Source organism: Arthrobacter ramosus (assembly GCF_039535095.1).
GTDB lineage: Bacteria > Actinomycetota > Actinomycetes > Actinomycetales > Micrococcaceae > Arthrobacter > Arthrobacter ramosus.
The window spans coordinates 5,118,708-5,132,354 of the sequence record NZ_BAAAWN010000001.1 but is presented as its reverse complement, the minus strand read 5'-3'; the positions used below and the strand labels follow the sequence as shown (position 1 = coordinate 5,132,354).

Below are 13,647 nucleotides of genomic sequence, written 5' to 3'. Positions count from 1 at the left end.
CCGGAACGCCCCTTCGAAGCGGTAGCAAGGCGTCACCGCACTGCTACCATTCCGTGACTGAGCTGAGGCCGAACCGTCATGGACGGAGCGGCCCACACCCGGGCGGCCAGCCGTAACGTTGAGTTACAGGCACCAGGGGTGATCAGGGCAGGAGCGGGGGCTGTCATGCGGGTCGGAGGCGGCGTGGAATGCACGACGGCGGCGGTCGCCGCGCTGTGCCTATCCCTCGCGCTCTGCCTGGCCGGCTGCGCCTCCCCCGGCGGCGGCGATCCCGGCAGCGGCGATCCCGGCGGGTCACCCGCCGCACAACCGGCCTCGACTGGTTTTGTCCAGGCGACGGAGGAGCCGGTAACCGGGCCGATTCCCATGCCCCTCCCGGCTCCTCCTCCGTATATCAATCCGTCACCGCCGGCATCGATTCCAACCAAGGCGAGCCCGCAGGCACCCGTAGCCGGGCCGGTTCCCACGCCCCTCCCAACCGCCGGCGGCGAATCGACTGGAACCACTGTGTATTTCGTGGCAATCGGCGACGGCGGCAGCCGCGGGGTGCGGTTCGGCTGTGACGACAGCCTCGTGGGCGTCCCCATCACTGCCCCCCCCGAGGGCGACCCGCTGGCCGTGGCAATGGGAGAACTGCTGGCGCCCGATGGAACCGCGTCGCGGGCAGGTTTGTACAACGCGCTCTCGGGCTCTGCGCTGCGCTACGTTTCGGGCTACCTCGACGGCACCACCGCCGTCGTGAACCTGAGCGGGTCACTTCGCCCTGGAGGCGTGTGCGACAAGCCGCGGATCGAAACTCAGCTGGCGCAGACTGCGGTGGCGGCTACGGGAGCATCCCAGGCCGCGATCTACATCGACGGGAACACCCTGGCAGACGTCCTGAGTTTGCGCTGAGGTGGCCGGTCACTCGAATAGCGCGTCCATGTCTGCGTAGCTCCGGGTTCCGGCGAGGCCCGACCAGTTTCCATCGCCAAGAACTTCCATGGCCAGCCTGGAGACCTTCGCGTAGGCGGCCCTGGCCGTGCTGCCGCCAATGCTGATTCGCCGCACACCGACGTCGTGCAATTCTCCGGGCGACGGCGAACCCAAGCCAGCCAGAGCATTGAGCGGTACGCCGATCCGCCGGGAGAGTTCGTGCAGAATATGGAGGTCTGTCAACCCCGGCACGAATATTCCGTCCGCCCCGGCCCGCTGATAGGCATCCGCACGGTGCAGCGTTTCCTCGTATGCGGTGTCCGGAAACTTTCCAGACCAATAAGTGTCCGTACGCGCATTGATGAACAGTCCGACGCCCGCATCCTCGGCCGTCTGTCTGATCAGGGTGATGCGCCTGGACTGTTCGGCGATCTCGCTCAGCGGTCGGTCCGCTGAGTCCTCGATGTTAATCCCGACGGCGCCCGCGTCCAGCACCGCTCGAACCGTGGCCTGGAGCTCTTCGTCAGTACGCCCGTATCCGGTCTCGATGTCCGCAGTTACCGGCAAGCGGGTGGCCTTTGCGATCCGCGACAGTGCTTCCATCGCGAGTTGGCGCGGAAGGTGGTCCCCGTCCCGGTACCCCAGACTCCAGGAGACTGCCGAGCTTGAGGTCGCCACCGCCGTCGCTCCCGCTTCCTCGACCATCCGCGCAGATGCCGCATCCCACGCATTCACCAGCACCAACGGCGCATGCGGCGCGGCATGGAGCTCGTGAAAGCGGAGGGCCTTGGACTCTAGTTCGGGATGCATCGTCATTGCTCTATTCCAGCCTTCCTGCGCCCGGACGTAAAGCGCTTCGCACCGCGAATCCCGAAATTGGGATGAAACATCCGTTGCTCAATTGGCAACTCCGGGGAGTATCCTTTCAATGTGACCCACGAAACATTGGACGCCGGGCCGGAGTTGCCCGCGGAAGCAATCGACGCAATAGAGCGAGCAGCAACTGCCGCCCACCGCCACGAGGAACTTTTCTCGGAGCGCGCCGCCAACATCAAGCAGTCCGCCGTGCGTGACGTCTTCGACATTTCAATGCGGCCCGGACTCGTGTCCCTCGCCGGCGGAAATCCCTACCTGCAGTCCCTGCCCCTCGAGAAGCTCGGCCAGACAGCCGCTCGCATCATCGCGGAAGAAGGCATGACGGCGCTGCAGTATGGCGGCGGTCAAGGCACCGAGGAACTGCGTACCCAGATTTGCGAGATCATGGCGGCGGAGGGCATCTTGGACGCCCGGCCGGAGAACGTGGTGATCACCGCCGGTTCCCAGTCCGCCCAGGACGTGGCCACAAAGGTATTCTGCAACCCGGGCGACGTCGTCCTCGTGGAAAACCCCACCTACGTGGGCGCACTGAACACCTTCGAGGCGTACCAGGTCCAAGTTGAGACGGTGGACATGGACGACGACGGCCTGGTCCCGGAACTCCTGGAAGCCAAGATCGCGGCGCTTCAGGCCGCGGGCAAGTCCATCAAGTTCCTCTACACGATCCCCAACTTCAACAACCCCTCCGGCATCACACTTGCTCCGGCGAGGCGTCAGCGCATCGTCGATATATGCCGCAGTGCGAATATCCTGGTCCTTGAGGACAACCCCTACGGTCTTTTGCGCTTCGACGGCAACCCGTTGGAACCAATGCGGGCCGCGAATGAGCATGACGTCATCTACATGGGCTCGTTCTCCAAGATCTTTGCCCCGGGACTGCGAATCGGATGGGCGCTTGTGCCCGAGCACCTGCAGCGGCGCTTCTACCTGGCCTCGGAAGCCGTGACCTTGTGCCCTCCCACCCTGAACCAGATGATCATCTCGGCATATCTTCGGGACTACGACTGGCGCGGCCAGATTGACACCTACCGGGCCCTGTACGAGGAACGCTGCAATGCCCTACTGGTGGCGTTGGAGGAGCACATGCCTTCCGGCCTCAGCTGGACCAAGCCCGAGGGTGGCTTCTTCGTCTGGGTCACCCTGCCCGACGGCGTCGACACGTATCCGCTGCTCAAGAAGGCAATCGAGGCAGGGGTCGTGTTCATCCCCGGCGCGGCGTTCACGCACTCTGACGAACCATCCAACAAACTGAGGTTGGCTTTCAGCGCAGTGCCACCGGAGTCCATCGCCGAAGGCGTCCGCCGATTGGCGCCGGTTTTGCAAGAAGCCATTGATGTCATCAGCAAAGGAGCAGTTATATGAGCGGAATAGTCCTCGTCGGAGTCGACGGCAGCGTAACAGCAAGGCGGGCCGCCGACTCGGCAAAGAATTTGGCAGCCGCACTGGGCGCGGAACTGCGCGTCATCACCGCTTTTGAAGGCGCCCACGTGGAGGTCGTCGAAAGCGGAGGCGACAAGTGGATTCTCTCCGACGCCGACGCCGCGGAGAAGGTAGCCAGCAAAGTAGCCGCGGAACTCGCCTCCGACCAGTTGACCACAAGCTATGGAGCCGTCTTCGGCAAAGCCGGAGAGGCCCTGGTCAAGGAAGCCGAACGTGTGGGTGCCAAAGTGATCGTGGTGGGCAACCGCCGCATGCAGGGACTGGCCAGGGTTCTCGGCAGCGTTGCCAACACGGTGGCGCACAAAGCGCCGTGCGACGTTTACATCGCCAAGACGGACGAACCTTGAGCGGCTCCCCGACCCCGGGACTTTGACGGGGATCACGCGTTGTGGTGGGCGGTCTCACCCCGATTTTGGCCGTGCGGCTGGGATGCCGCCGATAAAATTGAGGTGGCCCCCAAGGGCGCGAGCCGCCCATCACAACAACCCGTAGGGGATCCCTTTTGCTTACTCTGCAGCCGCGCCAACGCGTCGGACACGACATTCTGCTCGCCCGCCATGGCAACCACATCAGCTCCATGCGCTTCGACCGGGCAAATGACCGCATCGTGGCACTTCTCGACGACGGCTCAGTAGACAGCGCTCCGAATATGATCTCCCCGCTGCTCCAGATGCCGGAGACGTTCCGCAGCGTCCTTCGCTCGGACTGGAAATTGTTGCTTGTGGTTGCTTCCGCGATGCTCGCCGTCGGAGCCCTGGCCATGGTGTTGTCATTTGGAATGATCGGCAGCATGAGCGACCAGCAACTGCGCGACCTTGCGCTCAGCTACACGTCCTACTAGCTCAGCCAACCGCGCAGGACCCACCAAAGTCCTGCGATGACCACCCCGCCGAACAACGATCCGGCGATGACCTGGCCGCGGGTATGGTCCCGAAGGACGACGCGGGACCAGCCGACGGCCGGAACCAGAATCAGTAGCGGCAACCACGCCGGCCCGAACATGAGAGCCACTATGACTGCGGCCGCGGAAATTGCCGAGGCATGACCGCTGATCTTCCACACGAGGCTGACTGCGGCCAACACCGTGATGCCGCCCATCAGCGCAAGGATCATCGCCGAGACGCTCGTGGGGGCGTGGATGAGATTGAGAACCAACAACCCCACGACCACGGACACGAGCGCAAGCATCAGCAAGGGCGTACGCTCCCTGCGGTCGCTGACGTGGTGGTCCCTGAGTTTGCCGAGCCTCACCATGAGCAGGACGTAGGCCAGCGGCAGCACGCACACAAAGACCGCCCCCAGGACACCGAACCATATCGTCCCCGGGAAACCCGGTTGCACCGCAGGGCTGATGAGCAGCAAGACGGACACGACGGCGGGCGGCTGGAAGACTTCCGTCAGGACCCGGGCAGCGCGGTGCCGCCCCCCAACACCGCGCTGCTCTCCGAGGCCGCTCTGCTCTCCGATGCCGCTCCGCTCAGTCAAGCAGCAGAGCCGGCTCTTCGAGAATGGATGCGACGTCGGCCATGAAGCGGGCGGAGAGATCCCCGTCCACCACCCGGTGATCGAACGAACCGCCAAGCGTTGTGATCCAACGGGGGATGACCTCGCCGTCGAGCACCCAAGGCTTTTGCTTGATGGTGCCGAACGCGACGATGGCCACCTCACCGGGGTTGATGATGGGCGTTCCTGTGTCGATACCGAGGGCGCCGACGTTTGTGATGGTCAGCGAGCCGCCCTGCATCTGCGCGGGCTGGGTCTTGCCCGCGCGTGCCGTACTGGCGAGCTCGTTGAGCGCGAGGGCCAGTTCCTTGAGGGAAAGATCCTGGGCATCCTTGATGTTCGGCACCATGAGCCCTCGCGGCGTAGCTGCGGCAATACCCAGGTTCATGTAGTGCTTGACGTGGATCTCCGCGTTGCCGTTACCATCGGCGTTCTCCACCCAGGTCGCGTTAACGCTCGGGTTGCGTGCCGCGGCCCAAATCACGGCCTTGGAGAGAATCAGCAGCGGCGACACCTTGATGCCCTCAAAGTCCCTGGAGGCCTTGAGTCGCTTGACGAATTCCATCGTGCGGCTGGCATCCACGTCAACGAAGATACTCACATGCGGCGCCGTGAAGGCCGACTCCACCATGGCTTTGGCGGTGGCTTTGCGGACGCCCTTGACGGGGATCCGTTCCACTCGCTGATCCTGCGGTTTCTTGGACGCACCCCAGAACGTGTCTGCTTGGTCTACCTCGGCATCGCGCTGCGACTGGTAGCTGACCAAGTCCTCGCGGGTCACTTCGCCGCGGGCTCCCGTGGGAACGACGTCGGCCAGGTCAATCCCAAGTTCGCGGGCGATCTTGCGCACGGGAGGCTTGGCCAACACCCGGTTGACGAGGCCGCTGACCGTTGCGCCGAGGCCGGTGAGACCCGGCGCCTGGCTTGCGGTTCCCTGGCTTGCGGGCTGCTGTGCGGCAACGGGCGGCAGGGCCGAAGCAGCCGGCTCGACGACGGGTTCCACGGTGGGTTCGACGGCGGCGGGTGCCGTGCCCGGCGCGGCCGCGGGTACAGCGGTAGCGCCTTCCGGGCGCTTACGCGGGCGGCGCTTGACGGCGTCGGCCTTCGGACCGGAGCCAACCAGCGGACCGCCGGCGGGGCCGCCGTCGGACGTTCCGGCGTCGGCGGGCAACTTGCCGTACATCGAGGCTTCGAAGGCCTGTTCGGCTGCGGGCGCGGCGGAGGGTGCCTGTACGGCCGTAGGCGAGGCTGGCGCCGGCGTGGGCTCCAGCACTCCCGGCGCGTTGTCTGAAATACCGATAATCGCGGTTCCGACCTCAACCGTGATGCCTTCGTCGACGAGCAATTCCGCAACGGTACCGGCATACGGGGACGGCAATTCCACGAGGGACTTGGCGGTCTCGATCTCGCAGATGACGTCGTTGATGGCCACGGTGTCGCCGGGTTTGACCTTCCAGGAGACGATTTCCGCCTCGGTCAGGCCTTCGCCGACATCCGGCAGGTTGAATTTCTTAACAGTCACTTAGGTCCTCGATCTCGGCTGGCCCGTCGGCTTGGCGGCGGGTGCAATCAGGGGCGGCTAGTAGGCCAGGGAACGATCCAGAGCTTCGAGGATCTTGTCGATGTCCGGCAAGTAGTCCTCTTCCACCTTCGCCACGGGATACGGCATGTGGAAACCGCCCACGCGGATAACCGGAGCCTCAAGGTGCAGGAAGGCACGCTCACTGATCCGCGCAGCGATCTCGCCGCCGATCCCCCCGAACGTCGGGGCTTCGTGCGCAACGATCAAGCGGCCGGTCTTCTTGACGGAAGCAGTGACGGTGTCGAAGTCGATGGGGGAAATCGAGCGCAGGTCGATCACCTCGATGCTGCGCCCGTCCTCTTCCGCCGCCGCTGCGGCGGCCAGTGCGACCGGCACCAGCGGCCCGTAGGCCACGATTGTCGCGTCGGAACCTCCGCGCAGGACATGCGCCTGGAACGGGTCCGACGCCGGTCCTGGGTTTTCGGTGTCCACCTCGCCCTTGAGCCAGTAGCGGCGCTTGGGCTCGAAGAAGATAACCGGGTCCGTGCAGTCAACGGCCTGCTGGATCATCCAGTAGGCGTCGTGGGCATTGGACGGAGTGATGATGCGCAGACCGGCCGTGTGGGCGAACAGCGCTTCCGGCGACTCCGAGTGATGTTCGATCGAGCCGATGCCGCCACCATAGGGAATGCGGATGACTACGGGAACAGTCAGCTTGCCGCCGCTGCGGGAGTGCATCTTGGCCAGCTGTGTGGTGATCTGGTTGAAGCCGGGGAAGACAAAGCCATCGAACTGGATTTCGCAGATGGGACGGTAGCCGCGCAGGGCCAGGCCTATGGCGGTGCCGACGATGCCGGACTCAGCCAGCGGGGTATCCACCACCCGGTCTGCGCCGAACTCCTTGATAAGTCCGTCGGTCACCCGATAGACGCCACCCAGCGGCCCGATGTCTTCGCCCATGAGCAAGGACTTCGGATTGTTGGTGAGCGACGCCCGGAGGCCTTCGTTGATGGCCTTGGCAATGGTCATGGTGGTCATCAGTTGCCTGTCCCCTCTTCCTCGTCGCCTTCGAATCCGGCGGAGTATTCCTCGAACCAAGCAAGTTCCTCGGCCACCAGCGGGTGCGGCTCGGCATAGACCCCGGCGAATGACTCGCGGAAGTTCGGGCCCTGCAGACTTTGCGTGGTGCTACGGACATGGGCAGCGAGTTTGTCGCCGTCAACTCTGACTTGCTCAAAGAAAGCCTCGTCGGCCAAGCCCTCGTTGCGGAGGTACTTCTCCAGGCGGTCCAAGGGATCCTTGCCTCGCCATGCGGTTTCTTCGGCGGACTCGCGGTACTTGGTGGGGTCGTCCGCCGTGGTGTGGGCACCAACGCGGTAGGTATATGCCTCGATGAGCACCGGACCGCGGCCTTCGCGGGCGTGTTCAAGCGCCCACTCGGTGACCGCGTGGACCGCGATGACGTCGTTGCCGTCCACCCGGATGCCCGGGAAGCCGTATCCCTTGGCCCGGTTGAACAGCGGAACCTTGGTCTGCACCTCGGTGGGGACCGAGATGGCCCAGTGGTTGTTCTGGCAGAAGAACACCACGGGAGCGTTGTAGGACGCCGCGAAGACCATGGATTCGTGGACGTCGCCTTCGGAACTGGCACCGTCACCGAAGTAGGCCACAACAGCAGCCTTCGGATCGTTGGAACCATTGGCTTCCGCGAGCTTCTGGTCCCGCTGGATTCCCATGGCGTAACCAACGGAATGCAGCGTCTGCGCCGCAAGCACGAGAGTGTAGAGATGGAAGTTGTTCTCGGTGGGATCCCAGCCACCATTCGAAATTCCGCGGAAGAGCTTCAGGAGTTCCGCCAGATCCACATCACGGGTCAATGCAACGCCATGTTCCCGGTATGTGGGGAAGATGTAATCCTGCCGCTGGGTGGCGCGTCCGGAACCGATCTGGGCGGCCTCCTGGCCGGTGAGGGGAACCCAAAGAGCCAGCTCGCCTTGGCGCTGAAGGGCCGTGGCCTCCTGGTCGAAGCGCCGGACCTTGGCCATGTCGGCGTAGAAGCCCCGGAGCTGCTCAGGATCAAGGCGCTTGGCGTAGTCAGAGAAGACGGGATCCGTCCCTAGCTTGCCGTCCGGCCCCAGCAGCTGGATCATCTCGGCAGCGGGATCGCTTGAAGCGCCTGCCGCCGGAGACTGCTGATCCAGTCCCGTTCCGTTGATCCCGGGGGTGGGCAGTTTAGTTGCGCCCATTCCGTCTCCTTGCCTGCCGCAGCCCGATGCTGAGCAATATTCGCTGATATATGCCGATTCCGGAATGCATTCCGGAATCGGCATATCTTGGCTTTCGTCCCTTACTTTATCCGCAGTAAGGGACGCAGGGGCATTTGTTAACCGCTAGGAAGGCTGCGGCGCTTTTGTATAGGACGCACAGAGCTCGAGGAATCGGGTATTGGCCTCGACCTCTCCAATGCTGACCCGGACGCCTTCGTTGCCGAAGGCCCGCACGGACAACGCCCGCTCGCCTGCTAGTCCGGCAAATTCGGCGCTATTCTCGCCAAGATTCAGCCACACGAAGTTTCCTTGAGCCTCGGGCACGAACCATCCCAGCTCCCGGAGTCCTGCGGTAACCCGGTCCCGCTCGTCAACCAGGCTTTGTACCCTTTCCACAACTTGGTCGAAATTCTCCAACGAAGTAATGGCGGCGCGTTCGGCAATCTGCGAGACGGCAAACGGCGTGGCAGTGACGCGCAGGTGCTGGGTGAGATCCGGACCGGAAACGCTGTATCCAACGCGCAGCCCCGCAAGGCCGTGAGCCTTGGAAAAGGTGCGGAGGACCACGACATTGGGGTACTTGCGGTACAGCTTGATGCCCTCCACGGCGTTCTCGTTCCTGACGAACTCCTGGTAGGCCTCATCGATAACAACGACGACGCCTGCCGGCACTGACTGGATGAACCGTTCGGTTTCCTCGGCGGTGAGGATGGGGCCCGTGGGGTTGTTTGGCGTGCAAAGCAGAATCACCTTGGTGCGGACGGTCACAGCGGCCGCCATGGCCTCGAGATCGTGGCGTCCGTCGGGAAGCAACGGGATCTGGACACTCTCAGCCCCGGCCACCCCTACGCAGATGGGGTAGGCCTCGAAGGAGCGCCAGGCATAGATAACCTCATCAGCCTTGCCGTCGTGGTTCTGTCCGGCAAAAGTGGAAAGGATCTGATTCAAGGCCCCGAGGCTTCCGGCTCCAGTGACGACGTCGTCAGCGGGGACTCCCAGGAAGTCAGCGAGCGCCGTGCGCAGCTTGGTGGACAAAGGGTCCGGGTACCGGTTGATGTCCGACTGATCAGCGATTGCCTGGAGCACGGCGGGAATCGGGGGTAGCGGGTTTTCATTGGACGACAGTTTGTAACTGGTCAGGCCCTCTATGGCTACGGGAGGCTTGCCTGCAGCATATTTGGGGAGCCTGTCCACAACCGGGCGGGGACGCACGCCCTCCGGTGCGTTGTCAGAAGAATTCATGGCACCAGCCTACTTGCAGGGCTTCGGCCCATGCTGGCGAGCCCTCTGGTCAGTGCATGCGAAGAGCGGCGCAGGGGAAACCCAGCGCATGTGAAAGCATGGGCGTATGGGTTCATTCATTGTGCGTGTCCTGATCAACGGGCTGGCCCTCTGGGTTGCCAGCTGGATTCTGCCCGGGATGGGTATTTCCACTTCGGCTACCACCAACGCAGTAAGCAACGCGGGCGTCACACAAGGCGACGACACCTTGGGCCTGGTTCTTGCCTATCTCTTCATAGGGCTCATTTTTGGCATCGTCAATGCCTTTGTCCGGCCGCTGGTCAAGCTGCTCTCCCTTCCGATCACGATCCTCACCCTCGGCCTTTTCACGATTGTCATCAACGCGGCCATGTTGTCCCTGACAGCGTGGCTCAGTAGCTACACGCCGGTACACCTCACCATCGACCGTTTCTTCTGGACCGCAGTTCTCGCCGCGATCATCATCAGCCTGATCTCCATGGTGGCCAGCTGGATTCCGGGCGGTAACAGGCGTTAAGGAGCCTTGCGCCGGAATCTTCGTCCCTATTTCTCACCGCCCTCCCCGCGGGGCCGGGGGCGCTTCGCGGGTCAGCTTGAACCGGCTCACCTTGGCCACTCCACCAGCGCCCAGTATCCCGCCCAGAGTGGCTGTGGAAGCGGCCAGTGAAGGATCGGAACTGAGCTGCACCAGCTTTGCCCCTTCCTCGTAGCGTGAGAGCTTGTGCGCCGGCCCAATGCTTTGGTCTTCGCCGGGTTCCAGGATCACCGGATTGGTCATGGTCACCGTAACCCTGTCCTTGGTGTCCGGATTCGCTTTGCCTTCCGCACCGGGAACCCAATCCTGTTCGTGCTCCAGGTGCAGGCTCGCGATGCCGGTTTGCGGGGTGATCCCGCCGACGGGTGATCCAGCTGTCACCACAAACTTGAGGTCATACTCGGCGAGGAACGCTTTGTCCTTGCTCAAGTTCATGGCATGGATTCCCCCTTGGCTGTGGCCGACTGCCACCACCGTTTCGCCGGCTGCGGCACCTGCCTCGAGCAACGCCTGACGGATGGCCTTGCTGGTTTCCATTGAGTTGTAACCCAGCGCTTCGGCAATCCCGGCTTCGTCCAATGGATTGCTGCCTCCTGGCGGGTTGCCCGGCTGGGTGCCGGGAATCAAGACCACCCACGCCCGTTCTCCGTCCTTATCTACCTGCACCACTTCAATTTCGCCCTCTGAAGTGGCGCCGACGTGATCCAGTTCCCGGAGCATTCCTGCTGCCGAGAGGTCCACGCTCTTGGTGGCTGTCTCGCTCCGGCTGACCGAAATAGGACGTGGCCTGAGGAAAGCCAATGCGGGGACCGCCACGATCGCTCTCAGGACGGCGCCGACATCAGTTGGCCCGACCGTCGCCCCTGAAAGGTTGGCCGCTGCCGGGGGTAGCCCCATCATCAGCGCCAATATCCGGGTCAGATCCCGGACAGCTCCTTCTGTGGCACCCCTCAGGCCAGGGTCCAGGGGATTCGGACCAGTCGTGAGGACTGGCATTCCCATGCCCATCCGCAGCCTGATCGCCGCGTGTGATTCGGCAAACTCGTATTCACGGTGGCTTGCCCTGACATCGTTGCCAATCCGCTGAAGCTGTTCGCGGACCCGCCCAATGTCCCGGCCGCTATCGCCGACGGCTATGATGGCGTTGCTCCCACTCGTGTAGGACGAGGCCTGGTAAGGGAAGAGAGCCACCCTCACCGCTTCAGCTTCCACTTCAATGGCCTGCAGTTGGAGCACCAGTCCGTCAAGCGCGGCAGCGCCAGCAAGCAACTCTTCGAATTGGAAGCGGATTCCGCCGACTCCACCGCGTATCCGCAATGTGCCATCCGGCTCGGGTGTTCGAGGGTGGGGAGTTCCGCCCGCACCGATGGGAGCGACTTCGGCCATCAGAAGCCGGACTGGGGTTTCGATGCCACATTCCGGGCATGGCGGAGGGTCGCTGCAGCGGCCTCGCGCAACGCATCACGCCCCCTTCGAAGGGAGGCGGCGTGCAAAGCCAGCGTGGTCCGGTACGCACGGCCGGCCGACGACTCCCATTGCTCGAGTTGCAATTGCGCCAGCTTGGCGAGAACGGCGTCGGCTTGGTCGGCGCAGACGCTCATCCGCCATCCGAGCTTCTGGATCTCCGCGCCTCGTGGAATACATTGCTGAGAATCCAGATCCGGCCCTCCGGCCGCCATAAGAATGCCGCTCAAGACGTTGTCCTCCTCCATGTCCATTGATGTCGTGGCAGCGACGCTACGTTGTGCTCCGGTGGCGCGGAACCGCTGTGAGCGGCTATGTGGATAACCTGCCGAAAACACGGCCAGGAAGAGAGAGCCGCGATGTTATGCACATAGTGAAGTCCGGCTTAATGGCGCGAGCCGAGTTCATGAAAGAATTGCCTCATGCCTGAAACCGTCGCCGCCGCTGTTACCCGTACGCCCTCCGGACGCCTGGCTCTCGCCGCGTCGCCGGAGCCGATCGCCCTGGGCCCGCTGGACGGCCGGTACCAGTCCGCCGTCGCTCCCCTGGTCGACTACCTGTCCGAGGCCGCTCTCAACCGCGACCGCGTGGCCGTCGAGGTCGAGTGGCTCATCCACCTGACCAGCAACAACGTACTTCCCGGCGCCGGGCCCCTGACCACCGAACAGCAGGAGAAGCTGCGCGCCATCGTCACCGAGTTCGACTCCGCTTCGGTCGCGGAACTCGCTGAAATCGAAGCCGTCACGGTCCACGACGTCAAGGCCGTTGAGTACTACATCGGCCGCCGCCTCCCAGCGATCGGTATCGAGAACCTGACCGCCATGGTGCACTTCGGCTGCACGTCGGAAGACATCAACAACCTTTCCTACGCTTTGGGCGTCAAGGGTGCCGTGGAAGATGTCTGGCTCCCTGCTGCCAGCGCCTTGGTGAATCAGATCGAAGCGATGGCCGAGGAGAACCGCGCCGTCCCGATGCTTTCCCGCACGCACGGCCAGCCGGCCACTCCCACCACTCTTGGCAAGGAACTGGCAGTCATCACGCACCGCCTGAGCCGCCAGCTGGACCGCGTTTCCAAGACCCAGTACCTGGGCAAGATCAATGGCGCTACTGGCACGTATGCCGCACATGTCGCTTCCGTTCCCGGTGCCGATTGGGAGGCCGTAGCCCAGTCCTTCGTTGAAGGCCTGGGACTGACCTGGAACCCGTTGACCACCCAGATCGAGAGCCACGACTGGCAGGCCGAGCTCTATGCCGACGTCGCCCGCTTCAACCGCATTCTGCACAACGTCTGCACGGACATCTGGAGCTACATCTCGATTGGCTACTTCCGCCAGATCCCGGTTGCCGGCGCCACCGGCTCCTCCACCATGCCGCACAAGGTCAATCCGATCCGCTTCGAAAACGCCGAAGCCAACCTGGAGATTTCCAACGGATTGTTGGACACTCTGGGCGCGACGCTGGTTACCTCCCGTTGGCAGCGAGACCTCACTGATTCTTCCTCGCAACGCAACATCGGCGTCGCATTCGGGCACTCGCTCCTTGCAATCTCGAATGTTGCCAAGGGACTGAAGGCCCTTGACGTTGCCGAGGAAGTACTGGCATCCGACCTCGACACCAACTGGGAAGTCCTGGGTGAGGCGATCCAGATGGTCATGCGCGCCGAGGCCATCGCCGGCGTTGAGGGGATGGAGAACCCGTACGAGCGACTCAAGGACCTCACCCGCGGTCAGCGGGTCGATGCCGTCCGCATGCAGGAGTTCGTCTCGAGCCTGGGCTTGTCTTCCGAAGCCGAGGCACGCCTCCTGGCACTCACTCCGGGCAAGTACACCGGTATCGCGGACCAGTTGGTGGACCACTTGAAGTAG

The 13,647-nt window shown here is 63.4% G+C and carries 14 protein-coding genes; 6 read left to right on the top strand and 8 right to left on the bottom strand.

Annotated elements, in window-relative coordinates:
* Window positions 1-138: 138 nt before the first annotated feature.
* Window positions 139-894 (top strand): GerMN domain-containing protein, encoded by a 756-nt coding sequence (locus tag ABD742_RS23660; protein WP_344789219.1) that lies wholly within the window; start codon window positions 139-141, stop codon window positions 892-894.
* Window positions 895-903: 9 nt separating this feature from the next.
* On the opposite strand, the gene ABD742_RS23655 is transcribed toward ABD742_RS23660, so the two are convergent.
* Window positions 904-1,731: an isocitrate lyase/PEP mutase family protein gene (locus tag ABD742_RS23655; RefSeq protein ID WP_234751816.1), complete on the bottom strand. Its 828-nt coding sequence runs from the start codon at window positions 1,729-1,731 to the stop codon at window positions 904-906.
* 114 nt (window positions 1,732-1,845) lie between these two features.
* Here ABD742_RS23655 and ABD742_RS23650 point away from each other — a divergent pair, with 114 nt between their 5' ends.
* The 3 genes from ABD742_RS23650 (at window position 1,846) to ABD742_RS23640 (ending at window position 4,072) form a co-directional block, all read left to right on the top strand.
* Complete coding sequence (locus ABD742_RS23650; RefSeq protein WP_234751814.1) at window positions 1,846-3,153, top strand: aminotransferase-like domain-containing protein; 1,308 nt, start codon at window positions 1,846-1,848, stop codon at window positions 3,151-3,153.
* Window positions 3,150-3,578 carry a universal stress protein gene (locus ABD742_RS23645; RefSeq protein WP_234751811.1) on the top strand — a complete coding sequence of 143 codons (429 nt, stop codon included), beginning with the start codon at window positions 3,150-3,152 and terminating at the stop codon, window positions 3,576-3,578. Before ABD742_RS23650 ends, ABD742_RS23645 begins: the two co-directional genes overlap by 4 nt.
* A gap of 155 nt (window positions 3,579-3,733) precedes the next feature.
* Window positions 3,734-4,072 carry a hypothetical protein gene (locus ABD742_RS23640; protein ID WP_234751808.1) on the top strand — a complete coding sequence of 113 codons (339 nt, stop codon included), beginning with the start codon at window positions 3,734-3,736 and terminating at the stop codon, window positions 4,070-4,072.
* Here ABD742_RS23640 and ABD742_RS23635 read toward each other — a convergent pair.
* The 5 genes from ABD742_RS23635 to ABD742_RS23615 all read right to left on the bottom strand — a co-directional run bounded on the left by ABD742_RS23635 (window position 4,069) and on the right by ABD742_RS23615 (window position 9,765).
* Complete coding sequence (locus ABD742_RS23635) at window positions 4,069-4,698, bottom strand: phosphatase PAP2 family protein (protein ID WP_234751891.1); 630 nt, start codon at window positions 4,696-4,698, stop codon at window positions 4,069-4,071. The genes ABD742_RS23640 and ABD742_RS23635 overlap by 4 nt on opposite strands.
* A 10-nt stretch (window positions 4,699-4,708) precedes the next feature.
* Window positions 4,709-6,256 carry a 2-oxo acid dehydrogenase subunit E2 gene (locus tag ABD742_RS23630; RefSeq protein WP_234751805.1) on the bottom strand — a complete coding sequence of 516 codons (1,548 nt, stop codon included), beginning with the start codon at window positions 6,254-6,256 and terminating at the stop codon, window positions 4,709-4,711.
* A gap of 57 nt (window positions 6,257-6,313) precedes the next feature.
* Entirely contained in the window at window positions 6,314-7,294 is a 981-nt protein-coding gene (locus ABD742_RS23625) for an alpha-ketoacid dehydrogenase subunit beta (RefSeq protein ID WP_234751802.1), read from the bottom strand.
* Window positions 7,294-8,502 (bottom strand): pyruvate dehydrogenase (acetyl-transferring) E1 component subunit alpha, encoded by a 1,209-nt coding sequence (gene pdhA, locus ABD742_RS23620; protein WP_234751800.1) that lies wholly within the window; start codon window positions 8,500-8,502, stop codon window positions 7,294-7,296. The genes ABD742_RS23625 and pdhA overlap by 1 nt, the downstream gene beginning before the upstream one ends.
* A 144-nt stretch (window positions 8,503-8,646) precedes the next feature.
* Entirely contained in the window at window positions 8,647-9,765 is a 1,119-nt protein-coding gene (locus ABD742_RS23615; protein WP_234751797.1) for a histidinol-phosphate transaminase, read from the bottom strand.
* A gap of 106 nt (window positions 9,766-9,871) precedes the next feature.
* Between ABD742_RS23615 and ABD742_RS23610 the strand changes: the two genes are divergently transcribed.
* A complete protein-coding gene (locus tag ABD742_RS23610) occupies window positions 9,872-10,300 on the top strand; it encodes a phage holin family protein (RefSeq protein WP_234751795.1) in 429 nt (142 codons plus the stop codon).
* 33 nt (window positions 10,301-10,333) lie between these two features.
* Here ABD742_RS23610 and ABD742_RS23605 read toward each other — a convergent pair whose 3' ends face one another.
* A complete protein-coding gene (locus ABD742_RS23605; protein WP_234751792.1) occupies window positions 10,334-11,704 on the bottom strand; it encodes a hypothetical protein in 1,371 nt (456 codons plus the stop codon).
* Window positions 11,704-12,012 (bottom strand): hypothetical protein, encoded by a 309-nt coding sequence (locus ABD742_RS23600; RefSeq protein ID WP_234751789.1) that lies wholly within the window; start codon window positions 12,010-12,012, stop codon window positions 11,704-11,706. The genes ABD742_RS23605 and ABD742_RS23600 overlap by 1 nt, the downstream gene beginning before the upstream one ends.
* Window positions 12,013-12,204: 192 nt before the next feature.
* Between ABD742_RS23600 and purB the strand changes: the two genes are divergently transcribed.
* A complete protein-coding gene (gene purB / locus ABD742_RS23595) occupies window positions 12,205-13,647 on the top strand; it encodes an adenylosuccinate lyase (protein WP_234751787.1) in 1,443 nt (480 codons plus the stop codon).